General features: G+C 73.9%; 16 protein-coding genes. 3 read left to right on the top strand and 13 right to left on the bottom strand.

Going from position 1 to position 17,759, the window contains the following annotated elements; all coding sequences use genetic code 11:
* Positions 1-126: 126 nt before the first annotated feature.
* A complete protein-coding gene (locus B086_RS0122020) occupies positions 127-681 on the top strand; it encodes a GH25 family lysozyme (RefSeq protein ID WP_018568593.1) in 555 nt (184 codons plus the stop codon).
* A gap of 30 nt (positions 682-711) precedes the next feature.
* Here B086_RS0122020 and B086_RS0122015 read toward each other — a convergent pair whose 3' ends face one another.
* Positions 712-1,371: an NADPH-dependent F420 reductase gene (locus B086_RS0122015; protein ID WP_018568592.1), complete on the bottom strand. Its 660-nt coding sequence runs from the start codon at positions 1,369-1,371 to the stop codon at positions 712-714.
* Positions 1,372-1,491: 120 nt separating this feature from the next.
* Entirely contained in the window at positions 1,492-2,247 is a 756-nt protein-coding gene (locus tag B086_RS0122010) for a FadR/GntR family transcriptional regulator (RefSeq protein ID WP_018568591.1), read from the bottom strand.
* A 251-nt stretch (positions 2,248-2,498) separates the two neighbouring features.
* On the opposite strand from B086_RS0122010, the gene leuA reads away from it, so the two are divergent.
* The gene (gene leuA / locus B086_RS0122005) at positions 2,499-4,289 is read left to right on the top strand and encodes a 2-isopropylmalate synthase (RefSeq protein WP_018568590.1); all 1,791 of its coding nucleotides are present in this window, start codon (positions 2,499-2,501) and stop codon (positions 4,287-4,289) included.
* 69 nt (positions 4,290-4,358) lie between these two features.
* Here leuA and B086_RS0122000 read toward each other — a convergent pair whose 3' ends face one another.
* The 7 genes from B086_RS0122000 to B086_RS0121970 form a co-directional block, all read right to left on the bottom strand.
* Positions 4,359-4,571: an EF-hand domain-containing protein gene (locus tag B086_RS0122000; protein ID WP_018568589.1), complete on the bottom strand. Its 213-nt coding sequence runs from the start codon at positions 4,569-4,571 to the stop codon at positions 4,359-4,361.
* A 150-nt stretch (positions 4,572-4,721) separates the two neighbouring features.
* Positions 4,722-5,963 carry a YncE family protein gene (locus B086_RS0121995; RefSeq protein ID WP_018568588.1) on the bottom strand — a complete coding sequence of 414 codons (1,242 nt, stop codon included), beginning with the start codon at positions 5,961-5,963 and terminating at the stop codon, positions 4,722-4,724.
* Positions 5,963-6,778, bottom strand: a complete 816-nt coding sequence (locus B086_RS0121990; RefSeq protein WP_037873796.1) for a polysaccharide deacetylase family protein — start codon at positions 6,776-6,778, stop codon at positions 5,963-5,965. Before B086_RS0121990 ends, B086_RS0121995 begins: the two co-directional genes overlap by 1 nt.
* A 338-nt stretch (positions 6,779-7,116) precedes the next feature.
* Entirely contained in the window at positions 7,117-7,620 is a 504-nt protein-coding gene (locus B086_RS0121985) for an ATP-binding protein (protein ID WP_018568586.1), read from the bottom strand.
* Positions 7,621-7,887: 267 nt separating this feature from the next.
* A complete protein-coding gene (locus B086_RS0121980; RefSeq protein WP_018568585.1) occupies positions 7,888-8,655 on the bottom strand; it encodes an enoyl-CoA hydratase/isomerase family protein in 768 nt (255 codons plus the stop codon).
* Between the two features lie 112 nt (positions 8,656-8,767).
* A complete protein-coding gene (locus B086_RS0121975; RefSeq protein WP_420712560.1) occupies positions 8,768-10,021 on the bottom strand; it encodes a L,D-transpeptidase in 1,254 nt (417 codons plus the stop codon).
* 222 nt (positions 10,022-10,243) lie between these two features.
* Positions 10,244-11,467, bottom strand: coding sequence for a L,D-transpeptidase (locus B086_RS0121970; protein WP_018568583.1), 1,224 nt, complete (start codon positions 11,465-11,467; stop codon positions 10,244-10,246).
* Positions 11,468-11,674: 207 nt separating this feature from the next.
* Here B086_RS0121970 and glgX point away from each other — a divergent pair, with 207 nt between their 5' ends.
* A complete protein-coding gene (gene glgX, locus B086_RS0121965) occupies positions 11,675-14,041 on the top strand; it encodes a glycogen debranching protein GlgX (protein WP_026252648.1) in 2,367 nt (788 codons plus the stop codon).
* Positions 14,042-14,074: 33 nt separating this feature from the next.
* On the opposite strand, the gene B086_RS0121960 is transcribed toward glgX, so the two are convergent.
* From B086_RS0121960 to B086_RS0121945, 4 genes are read right to left on the bottom strand one after another with little or no spacing between them, the layout of a single operon-like run.
* The gene (locus B086_RS0121960; RefSeq protein WP_018568581.1) at positions 14,075-14,716 is read right to left on the bottom strand and encodes a response regulator; all 642 of its coding nucleotides are present in this window, start codon (positions 14,714-14,716) and stop codon (positions 14,075-14,077) included.
* Positions 14,706-15,956 (bottom strand): sensor histidine kinase, encoded by a 1,251-nt coding sequence (locus B086_RS0121955; protein WP_018568580.1) that lies wholly within the window; start codon positions 15,954-15,956, stop codon positions 14,706-14,708. The genes B086_RS0121960 and B086_RS0121955 overlap by 11 nt, the downstream gene beginning before the upstream one ends.
* A 44-nt stretch (positions 15,957-16,000) precedes the next feature.
* Positions 16,001-16,750: an ABC transporter permease gene (locus B086_RS0121950; RefSeq protein WP_018568579.1), complete on the bottom strand. Its 750-nt coding sequence runs from the start codon at positions 16,748-16,750 to the stop codon at positions 16,001-16,003.
* Positions 16,747-17,649, bottom strand: a complete 903-nt coding sequence (locus B086_RS0121945; RefSeq protein WP_018568578.1) for an ABC transporter ATP-binding protein — start codon at positions 17,647-17,649, stop codon at positions 16,747-16,749. The genes B086_RS0121950 and B086_RS0121945 overlap by 4 nt, the downstream gene beginning before the upstream one ends.
* Positions 17,650-17,759: the final 110 nt, after the last annotated feature.

The raw sequence follows: 17,759 nt of genomic DNA, 5'->3' as shown, positions 1-17,759 counted from the left end.
GGGTGTGTGCGCCGTGTGCTCTGGTTTGGGCTGATGTTCGAACGGCCTGGAGGGATCGACCGTACCGAAGTGGGGCAGAACTCAACCGACGGCCCCTCCCCCCACGGTTCGTTCAGGGAGTTCCGCATGCTGCAAGGCATCGACGTGAGCGCGTACCAGTCCTCCACCTACGGCACGGACGGCCTCTCCTTCGTCTTCATCAAGGCGACGGAGGGCCGTACGTACGTCAATTCCAGGCTCACCGCCCAGACCAAGCACGGGCGCGACGCCCATCTGGTCGTCGGCTTCTACCACTTCCTGTGGCCCGGCAACATCGCGGCCCAGGCCGAGTACTTCGTCTCGCACGCCCCGGAGCAGCGGGGCGACATCCTGGCCGTCGACTGGGAGACCACCGGTGAGGGCACCCACGCCTCCAACGCGGAGAAGGACTCCTTCATCCGCAAGGTGAAGCAACTGCGCCCGCACAACCGGGTGCTGCTCTACACCAACCGCCACTTCTGGCTGAGCGTCGACACCACCTCCTACGCGGGGGACGGGCTGTGGGTCGCCGACTACGTCTCCGCCGGCCACCCCCGCATCAAGGCCAAGTGGCGCTTCCACCAGTACACGGACGATCCCCACGACAAGAACGTGGCGAACTTCTCCAGTGCGTCGGCGCTGCGGGAGTGGGCCAAGGCATGAGACCGGGAGCCCGGTCCGTGCGGCCGGATGTCAGGCGCGGAAGTCCGCCGGGCGCTCGGGCGAGGCCGCGGCCAGCGCCTCGGTGACGGCGTCGACGCCCTCGCGCAGGCCGTAGACCGGGGTGCCGGGCTGCTGGCGCCAGGAGTCGTCGAGGGTGCCGGAGTCGACCGTGTCGAAGCCCAGTTCCCCGATCAGCGCCCGTACCTTCGCCTTGGCCGCCGGGTCGTCGCCGGCCACCGGCAGCGCGAGCCGGCCGGGGTCTCCGGCCGGGCGGTGCCGGTCCAGCAGGTCCTGGGCGTAGGTGCCGTTGAACGCCTTCACCACGGGGTGGCCGAGGTGGCGCTCGGTCCAGCGGCTCTCGGTCAGCCCCTCGTCCTCGATCGCGGCGATCCGGCCGTCGCGCTGGGGGTAGTAGTTGTTGGTGTCGATCACGACCGCGCCGTCCGCCGCCTCCTTCAGGAGTCCGGCCGGCAGGTCCGGGACCGCCTTCAGCGGGACGGTGACCACGACGACCTCGGCGCCGCGCGCCGCCTCCTCGGCCCGCACGGGCCGGGCGCCGGTCTCCTCGGCCAGCGCGGTGAGGGTCTGCGGGCCACGCGAGTTCGCCACGGCGACGTCGTGTCCGAGGGCGGTGAGCCGCCGGGTGAGGTTGCCGCCGATGTTGCCCGCTCCGATGATGCCGATCTTCATCTCAGTTCGCCTCGCTCTTCCGGGGAGACCCCGGAGGCCGGTGTGGATGTCGGTGCCGTGCAAGCGGTCTCCAACCGAGGGACGGCGCGGACTATTCCGGGGACGGCGGGCCGTGCGGGCTCATGCCTCCGGGGTCGGCTCCGTCTCCCCGGCTGTCCCTGCTCCCCCGGCCGCCCCTGCGCCGCCGGTCCGCTCGCGCAGCAGGCCGAGGGTGGCCTCCAGGTCGGCGCGGAGCACGGCCGCCGCCGTGTCCGCGTCGCCCGCCGCGACGGCGACGACGAGGTCGTGGTGGGTGTCGGCGCCGGTGTTGGGGTCGTGCACGCGCAGCCCGGTCAGTTCCAGCAGGGTGACGAGGCCGGAGCGCAGTACGGGGACGAACTCCTCGAACAGCGCGGTCAGGACCGGGTTGTGGGCGGCGGCGACCACCCCGCGGTGCAGCGCGATGTCGGCGTCCACGAAGGCCGCGTCGCCCTTCGCCGCCGCCGTGCGCCGGCCCGCCAGGGCGGCTTCCAGCACGGCCAGGTCCTCGGACGTGCGGCGCCGGGCCGCCAGGCGGGCCGCCTGCACCTCGACGCCCATGCGGACCTCGTAGACATCGGTGACCGCGGAGCGGCGCAGCCGGGCCGGCCAGTCCTCGGCGGGTTCGGTCGCGATCACGAAGACGCCCGCGCCGTGCCGGGGCCGCACCAGTCCGGCACCGGCCAGCGCGCGCAGCGCCTCGCGGACGGTGGAGCGGCCGACGCCCAGGTCCCTGGCGAGGGTGGTCTCACCGGGCAGCTTGGTGCCGACGGGCCACTGTCCGGCGGCGATCTGCGCACGCAGCCGCTCCGCGGCCTGCTCGACCAGCGGGCTGGGGCGGAGGGCGCCTGGGACCATCGGGTTCTCCCACGGGTGAGGGGGTGAGGGGCCGGCGCCGGGGTGCGCCGGTCCGGGGGCTCCGGCGCATTATCACTTGTCTGAGGAGCTGAGGAGTCGCTAGCGTACCGCCATGACGTTCCGCGCTCCGCTTTTTCTCGTTCTTCTCGTTCTTCTCGGCTGCCGCGGCGGGGTCTGACGCGACCGGCGCCCCGCCGCGGGGCGCCGTGCCGCCGGTCACCGTCCGACCCGCCGAAGGGCACCAGCAGACGATGACCACCATCCCGAGCACCACCACCGCGCATCCCACCGCCCCGTACGAGAGACCGCTGTGGAACCCGCAGCGTCCCGGGCCCATGCCGTACCACCGCTACCGCCCCTTCCAGGAGCGGGTGCGCGTGCCCGTCCCGGCCGGGGGCCGCACCTGGCCGTCCGCCCGGATCGAGCGCGCGCCGCTGTGGGTCCCGGTCGACCTGCGCGACGGCAACCAGGCGCTGGCCGAGCCGATGGACACCCCGCGCAAGCGCCGCTTCTTCGATCTGCTGGTGCGGCTGGGGTTCAAGGAGATCGAGGTCGGCTACCCGTCGGCGAGCCGCACCGACTTCGACTTCGTCCGGCACCTGGTGACCAGCGGCGCCGTGCCCGACGACGTCACACCCGTCGTCTTCACCCCGGCCCGCCGGGACCTGATCGACCGCACCTTCGAGGCGGTGGCGGGGCTGCCGCGGGCCGTCGTCCACCTGTACATGGCGACCTCGCCCGTCTGGCGCGAGGTGGTGCTCGGGCGGGACCGGGACGGGGTGCGCGCGAGCGTACGGGAGGCGGCGGCGCACATGGCGCGGCGCGCGGACGCCCTGCCCGGCGGCGGCGCGCACCTCCGCTTCCAGTTCTCCCCGGAGACCTTCAACCTCACCGAGCCGGACTACGTCCTGGAACTGTGCGACGGGCTCACCGAGCTGTGGGACGCGAGCCCGGACCGGCCGGTCACGCACAACCTCCCCGCCACGGTGGAGATCGCCACCCCGAACGTCTACGCGGACCAGATCGAGTACGTGCACCGCAATCTGTCCCGCCGGGACGCGGTGATCCTCTCGGTGCACCCGCACAACGACCGCGGCACCGGCGTCGCCTGCGCCGAACTCGCCGTGCTGGCGGGCGCGCAGCGGGTCGAGGGCTGTCTGTTCGGCAACGGCGAGCGCACCGGGAACGTGGACCTGGTGACCCTGGCGCTCAATCTGTACGCGCAGGGCGTCGACCCGATGGTCGACTTCAGCGACATCGACGCGGTGCGGGCGACGGTGGAGCACTGCAACCGGCTGCCGGTGCATCCGCGCCACCCCTACGCGGGCGACCTCGTCCACACCGCGTTCTCCGGCACCCACCAGGACGCGATCAGCAAGGGCCTGGACGCGCACGCCCGGCGCGCCGCCGAGACGGGCACCGCGCCGGAGCTGGCGCCGTGGTCGGTGCCATACCTGCCGATCGACCCGGCCGACGTGGGCCGGTCCTACGAGGCGGTGATCCGGGTCAACTCCCAGTCGGGCAAGGGCGGGGTGGCGTATCTGCTGCGCGCGCACGCGGGTCTGGACCTGCCGCGGCGGATGCGGCCGGAAGTGTCGCGGACGGTCCAGGAGGCCACGGACGGCAGCGGGCGCGAGGCGACGCCGAAGGAGCTGTACGAGCTGTTCCGCACGGCGTATCTGGCGGTGGACGGGCCGGTGCGGCTGGACGCCTGGTCGGTGCACCGGGAGCCGTCCGGTGCGCACCGCTTCGTGTGCTCGCTGGCGTACGGCGACCGCACCGGCGACCACGAGGGCACCGGGGACGGGCCGGTGAGCGCCTTCGTGGACGCGCTCGCCGGGGCCGGACTCGCCGTGGCCGTGCTCGACTTCGCCGAGCACCGGTCGGCGGCGCCCGGCGAGGAGGGCGGCGCCGAGGTGACGACCGCGTACGCCGAGTGCCGGGTGAACGGTGCGACGGCGTGGGGCGCCGGGCGGGACGCCTCGTCGCTGACGGCCGCCGTGCACGCGGTGCTGGCCGCCGTGAACCGGGCCGCGCGGTGACCGGCGCGGGGTGAGGTGACACGGAAGGGGCGCCCGGCGGTGGTCCGCCGGGCGCCCCTTCCGTACGGGTCACTTGTTCAGGAAGGCCCAGAACTCGTCGAAGGACAGGACCTTGTCGCCGTCGAGGTCCCGCGTCTTGATGATCGCCTCCGCCACCGACTCGGTGACGTTCCAGTCGCCTCCCTGCGCGAGGGCGGTCTTGAACTCGGCGGCGGTGACGAACCCGTCGCCGTCCGCGTCCAAACGGTTGAACTGCTCGCGTGCCTCGTCGATGTCCGCCACCGATCCGCCCCTCTGTGTCGCTTCGCGTCTGCTGTACGGCCGGATACGGCCGAATGCCGTACCGGCCGCTGCCGTACTGACGCAGGTCAGATTAACGGTCCGGCCGGACCCGGGACGCCGCGGCCACCCGCGGGGGACACCGGGGCGGGGTCAGCGGAAGACGCCCGTGTGGCCGAGCGAGTAGCGGCCGGGCTGCGGATAGACGGCGAGGCCGTGCGGGCCGCTGCCGACCTTGATGCGGGCGAGCTGCCTGCCGGTGCGGGTGTCGATGGCGTACACCTCGGAGTTGTAGCGGCCCGACAGCCAGAGCACATTGCCGTCGGCGGAGACGCCGCCCATGTCGGGGCTGCCGCCGTGCGGCAGGCGCCACTTGGCGGTGAGCCTGTCCTTGGCGAAGTCGAAGACGGAGACGGTGCCCTCGCCGCGGTTGGAGATGTACATCACCCGGGAGTCGCGGCTGACGTAGAGGCCGTGGGCGCCCTTGCCGGTGTGCAGGAACGCGGGTTTGGCGAAGGTGTCGCCGTCCAGGATCCACAGTCCGTCGGCGACCATGTCGGCGACGTAGAACTTCCTGCCGTCGGGCGAGATCTTCACGTCCTGCGGCATGGCGCCGTGGTGGTCCAGCTTCTGGTGGGCGACGACCTTCATGGCCGCGGTGTCGACCTTGAGGAGTTCGCCGCTGAACTCGCAGGAGACGATGAAGTAGCGGCCGTTCGGGGAGAAGTCGGCGTGGTTGACGCCGCCGCAGGCCACCGGGACGGACTTCACCACCTTCATGGTGTGCGCGTCGCGGAAGACGAGCCGGCGGTCCTTGGAGGCCATCACCACGGCGTACTTGCCGTCCGGGGTGAAGTACAGGTTGTACGGGTCGTGCACGTCGACCGGCTTGCCCGCCTTGCCCGTGCGGGGGTCGATGGGGGTCAGGGAGTTGCCGAGGTCGTTGTTGACCCACAGCGTCTTCAGGTCCCAGGACGGCACGACGTGCTGCGGCTGGCGGCCGACCGGGATGGTCTCGATGACCTTGTACGTCTTCGGGTCGATGACGGTGACCGTGTTCGAGTTGGTGTTGGGCACGTAGACGCGCGAGGGGAAGCCCGCGACGGCCGGGGAGAGCCGGTTCGCGCGGTCGGCGGCGTAGACGTCCTCGGGGTCGAGGACCGGCGGCATGCCGGGCAGGGCGTCGGCAGCCACCTGTTCGGGCCGCTGGGCGGGCGCCCGGCTGGCCAGGGCCTCGTCGGTGCGGTGGTCCGAGCCGCCGCTGCCGCAGGCGGCCAGCGCCGCGAGGGCCGCGCAGGACGCCCCGGCGGCGAGCAGCCGGGCGGCGCGCGGGAGGCGGGAGGCCCGGGGGGAACGGGCGGGGCCGTGGAGGGAAGGGGCGGGGCGAGGGGGCATCAGCTCAGCAGCTCCGTGGTGGTGACCGCGTGGAGGCCGCGGCGGTCGAGTTCGTCGAGGAGGGCGGGCAGGGCGGTGGCCGTGCCGGGGTATCCGAAGTGCAGGCTCACCACGGACCCGGGGCGGACGTCCGCCAGCACGGTGCGGGTGACGGCTGCGGCGCCGGGCGAGGTGTAGTCGAGCGAGTCGACGTCGTAGGAGAGCACGTGCGGGTAGCCGACGGCGCGTGCCAGCCGGGCCACCAGCGGGGAGGCGGTGACGGCGCGTGAGGGCCGGAACCAGGTGCCGATCGAGCCGGTGAGCCGCTTGAGGCGGTCGGCGCAGCCGGTGATCTCGGCGCGCGCCTCGGCCTCGGGCATGTCGTTGACGGACAGGTGGCGCTGGGTGTGGTTGCCGAGGTCGTGGCCGCCGTCGAGGATCCGGCGGGCCATCTCCGGGTGCGCGTCCAGCCAGGTGCCGACGGCGAGCACGGTCACCCGGGCGCCGTGCCGTTCGGCGGTGGTGAGCAGCGTGCGGGCGAGGGCCGGGTCGCCCTGGCCGTGGAAGGTGAGGGCCACCCGGGGCCGGTCGCGCGGTCCGTGGCCGATCTGCGCGGGCTGCCCGGGGAAGGCGCGCGGGGCGGGGGCGGGCGCGGGTGACGCGGCGGGGTGCGTCGCGCCGCGCTCGGCGGGGCCGGACGCGTGGCGCGGGGCGGCGGACGCGGCGGGGTGCGGGGCGGTACCGGGCGCGCATCCGGCGGCGAACGCGCCCCCGGCGACAAGCCCGGCACCGGCCCGCAGCACGCCACGACGGTCGGTGGTGGTCACCCGCACCATTTAAGGGGCGCAAAGTAAGAAAACGGGCGATTCACACGGATGCCCGGCGGGCGCGGGGGTGGTGAACGGACGTCAGGCCGGTCGGGGCGAGCCCGGCGGGTACGTGCGGGGCGAGCCCGGCAGGAACGGACCGGACGAGCCCTGCGGGTGGGTCGTGGGTCGTGCCCCCCGGCGACCGACAGCAGCCGACCTGCGGCCCGACGCCGAAACCCACCCCACCGGGCGCGCATCTGTCGCGACCGGCGGATGCGCGTCGGACGGATTCGAGGGGCGAGTGCCGGGCGTGCCCGGTCGGAGAGGTGGCGCGTCGCGCCCGGTCGGTGGGTGGTGTGCGGCGGTCAGCGGTCCGCGGCGCGTATCTCGAACCAGGTGGTCTTGCCGCGGGGCAGCAGGTCGACGCCCCAGCGGTCGGACAGTTTGTCGACCAGGGTCAGGCCGCGGCCGCTGACGTCGAGGTCCTGGACGGGCATGAGGCAGGGCAGGCCGCGGGAGGGGTCGCGCACCTCGACGCGGATCCTGCCGGTGCGGCGGCGGACCCGCAGGCCGAACACGCGGGCCCCGGTGTGCCGTACGGCGTTGCCCACGAGTTCGGAGACGAGCAGCACCGCGTCCTCGGCCAGCCTCGGGGACATGCCCCAGCGCAGGACGACGATCTGGACGAGCCGGCGGGCGACGGCCGCCGACTCGGGGCGGGACGGCAGCCGGACGTCCTCCTCGCTCGGGTCGCCGTACAACTCCAGTGCGGCCAGGGCGCGTTCGTCCGCCACCGCGGGAGACCAGCGCGCCACGGCCGCCGTGTGTTCCGGTCCCCGCGGCTGTTCGATGCCCTCCAGCCCCGCCATGCCCCCATCATGGCCGCCCCCGGCGCCCACCGTGGCCGTTCCCCGGGAATGCGCCCCTCGCACGCCCCCGCCGGTCCGCCTTCGCGCGGCATATGCCAGGCGCTCCGGGGCCGGGGCGGACCTGCCTGCCTGCCGGCCTGCGGGGACGCTCCGGGCGGCGGCCCCGGTGCGGGGGCGGCGGCGCCACGCACCCGGAACCGTCGCGGTGCGGACCTGGACGCCCCTTCGAGCGATCCGCGAGCGGACGTCAGGCCCAGGCTCCCCAGGTCAGAGGAACTTCGCCTTCCCCGGCCCCTCCGCCACGAAGCTGCGCATGCCGCGCTCGCGGTCCTCCGTGGCGAAGAGGCCCGCGAACCAGGTGCGTTCGACGGCGAGGCCGGTGTCCAGGTCGGTCTCCAGGCCGGTGTCGACGGCCTCCTTGGCGGCGCGCAGCGCGATCGCCGGGCCCTGGGCGAGCCGCGCCGCCCAGGCGTGCGCCGCCTCGTAGACCTCGGCGGCCGGGACCACCCGGTCCACCAGACCGAGCGCGAGGGCCTCGTCGGCCCTGACCTGGCGGCCGGTGAAGATGAGGTCCTTGGCCCGGGAGGGCCCGATCAGCCGGGCCAGCCGCTGGGTGCCGCCCGCGCCCGGGATCAGTCCGAGCAGGATCTCCGGCTGGCCGAGCTTGGCGTTGTCGGCGGCGATGCGGTAGTCGGCGCACAGCGCCAGTTCGCAGCCGCCGCCCAGCGCGTAGCCGGCGACCGCGGCGACCACCGGCTTGGGGATGCGGGCCACGGCGGTGAAGGAGTCCTGGAGGGCACGGGCCCGCGACACCATCGCCGCGTGGTCCATCACCTGCATCTCCTTGATGTCCGCGCCGGCCGCGAACACCTTCTCGCCGCCGTAGATCACCACCGCGCGGACGTCCGGGCGGCCGGTGGCCTCCTCGGCGAGTTCCTTCAGCCGGTCCTGCGTGGCGACGTCGAGCGCGTTCATGGGCGGGCGGGCCAGGCGCAGCGTGCCGACGCCCTCGGCGACTTCCAGAGTTACGGTCATGCCCCGCAGGTTAGCGGTCGTTCACGCACGGGTCAGCCCCGGTGTGCGCGGCGGCACACCGGGGCCGGGGGACGGGTCCGCGCTCCCCGTCAGGGGCGCGGGCGGCGGTCCGCTACGACTTCCACTTCTCCCACGACATGTTCCAGCCGTTGAAGCCGTTGTCCGGGGCGACGGTCTTCTCGTGGGCGTTCTTGACCTCGACCACGTCGCCGATCATCGAGTGGTTGAAGAACCAGGCGGCGGGCGTGGAGCTGTCCCCGCCGCCGCGCACGTCGCGCAGGCCGATGCAGCCGTGGCTGGCGTTGTAGTTGCCGAAGGCGTCGCCGCCCCAGTAGTTGCCGTGCGCGAAGGTGCCGGAGGTGGTCAGGCGGATGGCGTGCGGGACGTCCTTGATGTCGTACTCGCCGCCGTAGCCGACGGTCTCGCCGTTCATCCGGGTCACCGAGAGCTTCTCGCTGATGACCATCCGGCCGTTCCAGGTGTCGTAGCCGGGCTTGCCGGTGGTGACCGGGAGGGTCTTCACGGTCCTGCCGTCCTGGGTGACCTTCATCGTGTGCTTCTTGGCGTCCACGACGGAGACCTGGTTGCGGCCGATGGTGAAGGAGATGGTCTTGGACTGCTTGCCGTAGACGCCGGGGCGGCCCTCCACGCCGTCCAGGCTGAGCTTGACGGTGACCTTGGTGCCGGACTTCCAGTACTGCTCGGGGCGGAAGTCGAGCCGGTCGTTGCCGAACCAGTGGCCCTCGACGTCGACGGCCGGCTCGGTCTTGACCTCGATGGCCTTCTCGACGGCCTCCGGGTGCGTGATGCCCCGGGTGAAGTTGACGGAGAACGGCATCCCGACCCCGACGGTGGAGCCGTCCTCGGGGGTGAAGTTGCCGATGAAGGTGTTCTTCGGCGTCAGGGTGGTGAAGCTGCTGTCCTGGGCCGCCTGCCGGCCCTCGGCGTCCTTGGCGACGGCGTGGACCGTGTACTTGGTCGAGGCGGCCAGATGGGTCGACGGCGTCCAGGTGCCGCCGGATATCTTCCCGGCTATCTCGGTGCCCTTGGCGTCCTTGACGACGACCTGGGTGAGCGTCCCCTTGCTCACGCCGACCTTCAGCGCGCCGCTGGTGTCGACGGACGTCGAACCGTCCTTGGGCGCGACGCTGAGGACCGCCTGCGACTGCTTGCTCTCGGCGGCGGCACCGGCGTCCTTGCCCGTGCCCTGGCCGTCCACGTCGGAGTCGCCGCCGCCGCAGGCCGTGACCGCGAGGAGCAGCGCGCCGGAGACCAGCGCCAGCGCCCCCGTGCTCCCCCGTCGTCCCCCTCGGCCCGGTCGCCGGCCCGTCCCCGCCGACGCCCCCGTAATAGGCCGCACGTTCACCTTCGTCTCCTCCCCCGGGCCGGTCAGGCCCGAGCCCCAGCGCCTACCGCGCACATCGGCGCATAGTAACCACAAGGTCATGAGCAGATCGTCAGCCGAATGTCACCGTTCCGTTCCAGGTTCAACAGCCTCCGGACACGGCGGTGGGGAAGGGGTCCGCCGGACCCGGTGCGGTGTGCCGCGCGTGCCGCCGACCGGTCGTCAACCGGCGCCGCCCGCGGGTCACTTGACCGCGCTGCCCGCCGTCCAGTGCGCCCAGTCCATGTTCCAGCCGCCCAGGCCGTTGCTCGCGGCGACCGTCTTGTCGTCGCTGTGGACGACCTCCACCACGTCCCCGACGAGGCTGCGGTCGAAGAACCAGCCCGCCGGGGTGTCGGAGGCGCCGCCCCTGACGTCCTTCAGGCCCACGCAGCCGTGGGAGACGTTCGCGCGGCCGAACGGGTCCGGAACCGACCAGTAGTTGCCGTGCAGGAACGTACCGGAGTCGGTGAGCCGCATGGCGTGCGGGACGTCGGCGATGTCGTACTCGCCGCCGAAGCCCACCGTCCGGCCGTTCATCCGGGTGACGTCCAGCATCTCCATCACCACCATCCTGCCGTTGTAGGTGGGATGGTCCGGCGCCCCGGCGGTGACGGGCACGGTGGCCAGCAGGGCACCGTCGCGGCGCACCTGCATGGTGTGCGCCGCCGCGTCGACCAGGGAGCTCTGGCTGCGGCCGACCGTGAAGGAGAAGGACTTGTGCTGGATCCCGTAGACCCCGTGGGCCGCCCGGACGTCGCGCAGCCGCAGGGCGACGGTCACCCGGGTGCCGGGCTTCCAGTAGTGCTCGGGGCGGAAGTCCAGGCGGCTGCCGCCGAACCAGTGCGGGCGGATCTCCACGGGCGGCCGCACGGTGACCCGTACGGCGCGCTGGACGGCGGCCCGGTCGGTGATCTCCCGGCTGAAGGCCAGCGAGACGATCATGCCGGTGCCGACGACGGCGCGGTTCTCGGGGGTGACGTGGGCGAGGAGGCGTTCCTCGGGGACGTAGGTGGTGAAGGCGGTGTGCCGGGCGGAGCGGCGGCCGTCGCCGTCGACGGCCACCGCGTCGACCGTGTACCCGGCGGCGAGGGCGAGCGTGTCGTCGTCGGGCCGCCAGGTCCGGCGGTCGCCGGAGAGGTGTCCGGACACCGGGGTGTCCTGCCCGTCCCGGGACCGCACGACCCGGACGGACTCCAGGCGCCCCCCGGCGGCCCGCACCCGCAGCCGGGTGCCGGGCCGGACGCCCCGGGTGCCGTCGTCCGGCGAGACGCGGACCGTGTCCGTGCGCTCGGGGGGCCGGCCCGGGACGCCCCGGGGAGCATCCGAGGTGCACCCGGCGGCCCCGGCCGCGAGCAGTGCCGCCCATGTCAGTACGGCGGCCAGCGCGGCCCCCGCGCGCCGTGCGCGCCCTTGTACGTGCCTCACACGCTGCCCAACGACCGGCCCGCTCCGGGGAAACGTGAGTGCGAGCCGCGCGCTGGGCAGAACAGTGGGGAGAGTGCCGCCGTCCGGCAGCCGCGCCGGACGGAGCCACGGAAGGAACGGAGCCGCACGAGGCGCACGGGCCGCACGAGCCGTAGACGCCGTAGAAACCGCACGAGCCGCATCAGCCGAGAACGAGGGGCCGACCTGGTGTCCAGCGCAGCCGGGCAGGAGGCGGTGGCGGACGGGCACGCCACCGGGAACGGGCACACCGCCGGGAGCGCACCCGCCGACCGCGACGGGCGCGGTGCCGACGTGCGCGGTGCCGAGGTGCGCGGTGCCGAGGTGCGCGGTGGCGGCGGACGGGCCGGTGAAGGGGCGGGTCCGGCCGTCGCCGTGAGCGGCGGGCGGCGGGTCGGCCCGCCGCCCGCCGGACCCGTGTGGCCGGGCGCACCGGCCCCGCTGGGCGCCCGCTTCCGGATCGGCCCGGACGGCGTGGCCGGGACCAACTTCGCGCTGTGGGCGGGCGGCGCCGAGGCCGTGGACGTCTGCCTCTTCGACGAGGACGGCCGGGAGACCCGCGCCCGCCTGCCCGAGCTGACGCACGAGATCTGGCACGGCTTCGTCCCCGGTGTGCGGCCCGGCCGCCGCTACGGCTTCCGGGTGCACGGCCGCTGGGACCCGTGGACCGGCGCCCGCTGGAACCCGGCGAAGCTGCTGCTCGACCCGTACGCGCGCGCGGTGGACGGCGAGTTCCGGCTGCCGCCGGAGGTCTACGGGCACGTCCGGGACTGGCCGGACCAGCAGGTCGCCGACACCGTGCGCGACGACCGCGACTCGGCGCCCTTCGTCCCCAAGGGCGTGGTGGTCGCGGACGACGGCGACCGGCCGGGCGACCACCGCCCCGGCACACCGTGGGCGGACACGGTCGTCTACGAGCTGCATGTGCGCGGCTTCACCCGGCTGCACCCGGACATCCCGCCGGAACTGCGCGGCACCTACGCCGGTCTCGCCCACCCGGCGGCGATCGCGCACCTGGTGAAACTGGGCGTGACGGCGGTGGAGCTGCTGCCGGTGCACCAGTTCGCCCACGAGGACCATCTGCTCGCAAGGGGCCTGCGCAACCACTGGGGCTACAACTCGATCGGCTACTTCGCCCCGCACGGCGGCTACTCCGCCTCGGGCACCGCGGGCCAGCAGGTCGGCGAGTTCAAGCGGATGGTGCGCGCCCTGCACGCGGCCGGTATCGAGGTGATCCTCGACGTGGTCTACAACCACACCGCCGAGTCCGGCCAGTACGGTCCGACGCTGTCCCTGAAGGGCGTCGACAACCAGCGCTCCTACCGCCTCGCCCCGGACGCGCGCCGGTACGCCGACTTCACCGGCTGCGGCAACACCCTGGACACCACGCAGCCGCAGGTGCTGCGCCTGATCACCGACTCGCTGCGGCACTGGGTGACCGAGATGGGCGTGGACGGCTTCCGCTTCGACCTGGCCGCCGCGCTGGCCCGCTCCGCGCACGGCGTCGACATGCGCTCCCCCTTCCTCGCCGCCCTCGCCCAGGACCCGGTGCTGCGCGAGGTCAAGCTGATCGCCGAGCCGTGGGACATCGGCTCCGGCGGCTACCAGGTGGGGGCGTTCCCGCCGCCGTGGGCGGAGTGGAACGACCGCTACCGCGACGCCGTACGGGACTTCTGGCGCCACGCCCTGCCGGACGTACGGGAGATGGGCTACCGGCTGTCCGGCTCCAGCGACCTGTACGCCTGGGGCGGGCGCGGCCCCTGCGCCTCGGTCAACTTCGTCACCGCGCACGACGGTTTCACCCTGCGCGACCTGGTCTCCTACGACCGCAAGCACAACGAGGCCAACGGCGAGGGCAACCGGGACGGCACCGACGACAACCGCTCCTGGAACTGCGGGGCGGAGGGCGAGAGCGACGACGAGCGGATCCGGGCGCTGCGCCGCAGACAGCTGCGCAACCTGCTGGCCACGCTGCTGCTGTCCACGGGCGTGCCGATGCTGGTGGCGGGCGACGAGCTGGGCCGCACCCAGCGCGGCAACAACAACGCGTACTGCCAGGACAACGAGACCGGCTGGCTGGACTGGACGCTCCTGGACGACCCGGGCTGGCGGGCGCTGTCCGAGCTGACCACCCGGCTGATCGCGCTGCGCCGCGCGCACCCGGTGCTGCGCCGCCGGACGTTCTTCTCCGGGCGCGCGCAGGCGCCGGACGGGCTGCGGGACGTGGCCTGGTTCACCGCGGGCGGCACCGAGATGACGGAGGGCGACTGGTACGCGCCCGCCGCCACGCTGGGCATGTATCTGTCCGGCCGGGACATCCCGGGCGGCGACGAGCGGGGCGAGCCGGTGCGCGACGACAGCTTCCTCGTCGTCCTGCACGCCGGTCCGGGCCCGGTGGAGTTCACACCGCCGGGGCCGCCGTGGGCCGAGCGCTACGAGGTGGTCGTGGACACCGGCGGCGAGGAGCAGGCCGAGGCTCCCGGCCGGGTCCTGCGGGCGGGGGCGCCGGTCACCGTGGCGGGGCGCACGGTGCTGCTGCTCCGGGTCGCCGCCTGAGAAGGCCGCGGCGGCCGGGGTTGCCGGGGCGGGTCAGCCCAGGATCCCCCGGTCGTAGGCGACCGCGACGGCCGCCGCCCGGTCCTTGACGCCGAGCTTGGCGTACAGGTGGGTGAGGTGGGTCTTGACGGTGGCCTCGCTGATGAACAGCTCGCGGGCGATCTCCCGGTTGGAGGTGCCCCGGGCGACCAGCACCAGCACCTCGCGCTCGCGCGCCGACAGCGGTTCGCTGCCCGCGGCGGGGGCGCGGACCGCGGAGACCAGCCGGGAGGCGACGGCCGGGGAGAGCACCGAACGGCCCTCGGCGGCGGCCCGGACGGCGGCGAGCAGGTCGTCGCGCGGGGCGTCCTTGAGCAGATAGCCCGTGGCACCCGCCTCGATCGCGGGCAGGGTGTCGGAGTCGGTGTCGTACGTCGTCAGCACGAGCACCTTGGCGCGGGCGCCGCGGCGGGTCAGCTCCCGGATGGCGTCGACGCCGGGCCCGCCCGGCATCCGCAGGTCCATGAGGACGACGTCCGGGTCGAGCGCGGCGGCCTTCGCCACCGCCTCCACACCGCCCGTCGCCTCGCCGAGCACGGTGAATCCGGGGGCGGCCTCGAACATGCCGCGCAGACCGTCCCGTACGACCGGGTGGTCGTCGACGATCAGCAGCGAGATGGGGGTGTCATCGGTCATCGCCCACCAACGGTACGCGAGCCGAGACGGCCGTGCCGTGGCCCGGCTCCGACTCGATGGTGAGGGAACCCGCGATGCGTTCGGCGCGGGCCCGCATGCCGTCCAGGCCGAACCCCCCGGCCCGGGTGCGGGCGGGCACGGCGAGCGGGTCGAAGCCGCGGCCGTCGTCGCGTACGTCGAGGGAGATCTCGTCGCCCATGTAGGACAGGGTGACGCCGACCCGGGTGGCGCGGGCGTGCCGGGCCGCGTTGGACAGGGACTCCTGGGCGATGCGCAGCAGCGTCGCCGAGACCTCGTCGTGCACCTGCTCGCTGGTGCCGGTCAGGGTGAAGTCGGCCCGGCAGCCGGTGCGTTCGCCCCACTCGGCGACGGTGTCGCGCAGCGCCTCGGGCAGCCCGGCGTCGGCGAGGGCGACCGGGGCGAGGTTGTGCACCGAGCGGCGGGCCTCGCCCAGGCTGTGCCGGGCCAGCTCCATGGCGCGCTCCACGTGCGCGCGGGCGGCGGCCCGGTCGGTGGTGTTCGTCACCACCCGCAGCTGGGCGATGATGCCGGTCAGGCCCTGGGCGAGGGTGTCGTGGATCTCGGCGGCCAGCCGGCGGCGCTCGTCGGCGACGCCCGCCTCGCGGGCCTGCACGAGGAGCTGGGCGTGCAGCGCGGCGTTCTCGTCGAGGGCCTGCTGGAGGGCGGTGTTGGTGCGTTCCAGCTCGGCGATGGTGGACGCCTGGGCACGGCCCCGGGCCTCCTCCTGCTCGGCGAACCGGGTGAAGACCGCGACCAGGGCGATGTTCGCGCCGAGCACGACGAGGAAGCCCAGCCACAGGATCGTGCCGTGCGGCGGCATGCCCCCGATCTCGCTGCCGGCCATGGTGACGGCGGTCAGGCACAGGCCGGGCAGCACGAGCCTGGGCGGCAGTTGCCGGGCGGCGGTGTAGTAGCCGGCCACGGCGTAGAACGCGAAGAACGGGTTGAGCCAGGTCAGGACGAAGCCGAGCGCCCAGCGCACGAAGTACAGGCAGGCGCTGACCCGCCCCGGCTCCGGCCGGGTCCGCGACCAGCGCCGCCAGCCCACCTGGAGGGCCAGCGCGACACCGGTCAGAACCAGGGCCAGCCAGATCTCCGTCCGGCTCATGCCGATCCCGGCCGCCGCGCCCGCCGAGGTCAGCACGGCCACGCCGAGCAGCGCGTACGGCCCCCATCCGTCGAAGGTCGCGCGCGGCTGCTTCCACTCGGCACTCGTCATGCGCCCAGTGTCCGGTACGGCGCCGGACGGGGCGGGGCCGCCGGTCATTCCCAGCGGAACCAGCGGGCGGCACCGGCGGTGAGCAGCACCGTCCAGGCGGCGAGCACGGCCAGGTGCGTCCAGCCCGGCCAGTGTCCGGCGGCGGCCTGGTCCAGGGCCTGGGCCGCCGCGCCGAAGGGGGTGTAGCCGACGGAGCGGGCGAGCACGTGGGGCATGGCCCGCACCGGCACCCACAGTCCCGCGCAGAACATCATGGGGAAGAGCACCGCGCTGCCCACCGCACCGGCGATCTTCGTGGTGCGCGACAGCGCGGAGATCACCGAGCCGAGCGCGAGGGCGACCGCGACGGCCAGCAGCAGGGCGAGCGCGTAGCCGAAGGGCTGCTCGGGCAGGCGGACGCCGAAGGCGATCCGGCCCACGAGCAGGGCGAGCACCGCCGAGCACAGGGCCGCGCCCGCGAAGACCACCATGTGCGCGGTGAGCAGCACCACGGGCCGGACCGGGGTGGCCGACATCCGGCGCAGGATGCCGCGCTCGCGGTAGCCGGTGAGGACCTGCGGCATGGCCTGGAGCCCGCCGAGGATCAGCCCGAGCAGCACCGCGACCGGTACGTAGGTGTCGACGAGGCGCAGCCCGCCGAGCGAGTCGTCGTGCTCCCGGAAGGACGGGATGGAGCCGAGGATGCCCAGCAGCAGGGTGGGGAACAGCAGGATCCAGAAGATCGCGCCGGGTTCCCGGCGGAACAGCCGGGCCTCGGTGCGCAGTACGGCGGGGTCGAAAGCGGCGGAACTCATGCGGCGGCCTCCGTCAGGTCGAGGAACGCGTCGTCGAGCGTGGCGTCGCTGACGCGGAGCTGGTGGGCGGTGATGTGGTGGCGGGCGAGCAGCGTGATGACGGCGTTGACGGTGGCGTCGGTGCCGGACAGCGTGATCCTGCCGTCCTTGAACGCCACCGAGGCCAGTTCGGGCAGCGCGTTCAGGTCACCCTCGTCCACGGGCGCGGACGGGGTGAAGCTGATGACGGTGGCGCCCGCCGAGCGCCGGATCAGCCCCTGCGGGGTGTCCAGGGCGGCGACCCGGCCCTGGTCGATCACGGCGATCCGGTCGCACAGCCGCTGCGCCTCCTCCATGAAGTGCGTGACGAGCAGCACGGTGACGCCGCTCGCCCGGACGTCCTCGATGAGCTGCCAGGTGTCGCGCCGGGCGCGCGGGTCGAGCCCGGTGGTCAGCTCGTCCAGGACGACGACCCGGGGGTTGCCGATGAGGGCCAGCGCGATGAACAGCCGCTGCTTCTGGCCGCCGGACAGCTTGGCGAAGCGGGTGGTGAGCTTCGGGGCGAGCCCCAGCCGCTCGGCGAGCGGGCGCCAGTCGGCGGGGTGCGGATAGAAGGAGGCGTACAGCTCCAGCGCCTCACGGACGGTCAGCTTGGCCTGGAGCTCGCTCTGCTGGAGCTGGGCGCCCAACACCCGGGCGACCTGCTCGCGTTCGGCCACCGGGTCGAGTCCGGTGACCCGGACCCGGCCGGAGTCGGGGACACGCAGCCCCTCGACGCACTCGACGGTGGTGGTCTTTCCGGCGCCGTTGGGGCCGAGGACGCCGAAGATCTCACCCTCCTCGACGGCGAAGGAGACGCCGTCGACGACGGCCCGGCCGCCGTAGGACTTGCGCAGTTCGCTGACTTCGATGATGGACATGGCACCAGCGTCGCGGCGGACGGGGCCCGCGCACATCGCCCGACGCGCTCGAAGCGGCATCAGCCGATCGGTTGACGGGGCGCCGCGATGGGTTGATGCGGCGCTACGAC

The sequence above is a fragment of the Streptomyces sp. PsTaAH-124 genome, assembly GCF_000373685.1.
Lineage (GTDB): Bacteria > Actinomycetota > Actinomycetes > Streptomycetales > Streptomycetaceae > Streptomyces > Streptomyces andamanensis.
The sequence above is the reverse complement of the archived record's forward strand: the minus strand, read 5'-3'. Positions and strand labels throughout refer to the sequence as shown.

Excerpts from the sequence above, each read along its gene's own strand:
- B086_RS0122020 (WP_018568593.1), top strand. The coding sequence starts at position 127 with ATGCTGCAAGGCATCGACGTGAGCGCGTACCAGTCCTCCACCTACGGC.
- B086_RS0121950 (WP_018568579.1), bottom strand. The coding sequence starts at position 16,750 with ATGAGTTCCGCCGCTTTCGACCCCGCCGTACTGCGCACCGAGGCCCGG.
- B086_RS0121980 (WP_018568585.1), bottom strand. The coding sequence starts at position 8,655 with ATGACCGTAACTCTGGAAGTCGCCGAGGGCGTCGGCACGCTGCGCCTG.
- leuA (WP_018568590.1), top strand. The coding sequence starts at position 2,499 with ATGACCACCATCCCGAGCACCACCACCGCGCATCCCACCGCCCCGTAC.
- B086_RS0121990 (WP_037873796.1), bottom strand. The coding sequence starts at position 6,778 with ATGGTGCGGGTGACCACCACCGACCGTCGTGGCGTGCTGCGGGCCGGT.
- B086_RS0122010 (WP_018568591.1), bottom strand. The coding sequence starts at position 2,247 with ATGGTCCCAGGCGCCCTCCGCCCCAGCCCGCTGGTCGAGCAGGCCGCG.
- B086_RS0121955 (WP_018568580.1), bottom strand. The coding sequence starts at position 15,956 with ATGACGAGTGCCGAGTGGAAGCAGCCGCGCGCGACCTTCGACGGATGG.
- B086_RS0122015 (WP_018568592.1), bottom strand. The coding sequence starts at position 1,371 with ATGAAGATCGGCATCATCGGAGCGGGCAACATCGGCGGCAACCTCACC.
- B086_RS0121995 (WP_018568588.1), bottom strand. The coding sequence starts at position 5,963 with ATGCCCCCTCGCCCCGCCCCTTCCCTCCACGGCCCCGCCCGTTCCCCC.
- B086_RS0121960 (WP_018568581.1), bottom strand. The coding sequence starts at position 14,716 with ATGACCGATGACACCCCCATCTCGCTGCTGATCGTCGACGACCACCCG.
- B086_RS0121985 (WP_018568586.1), bottom strand. The coding sequence starts at position 7,620 with ATGGCGGGGCTGGAGGGCATCGAACAGCCGCGGGGACCGGAACACACG.
- B086_RS0121945 (WP_018568578.1), bottom strand. The coding sequence starts at position 17,649 with ATGTCCATCATCGAAGTCAGCGAACTGCGCAAGTCCTACGGCGGCCGG.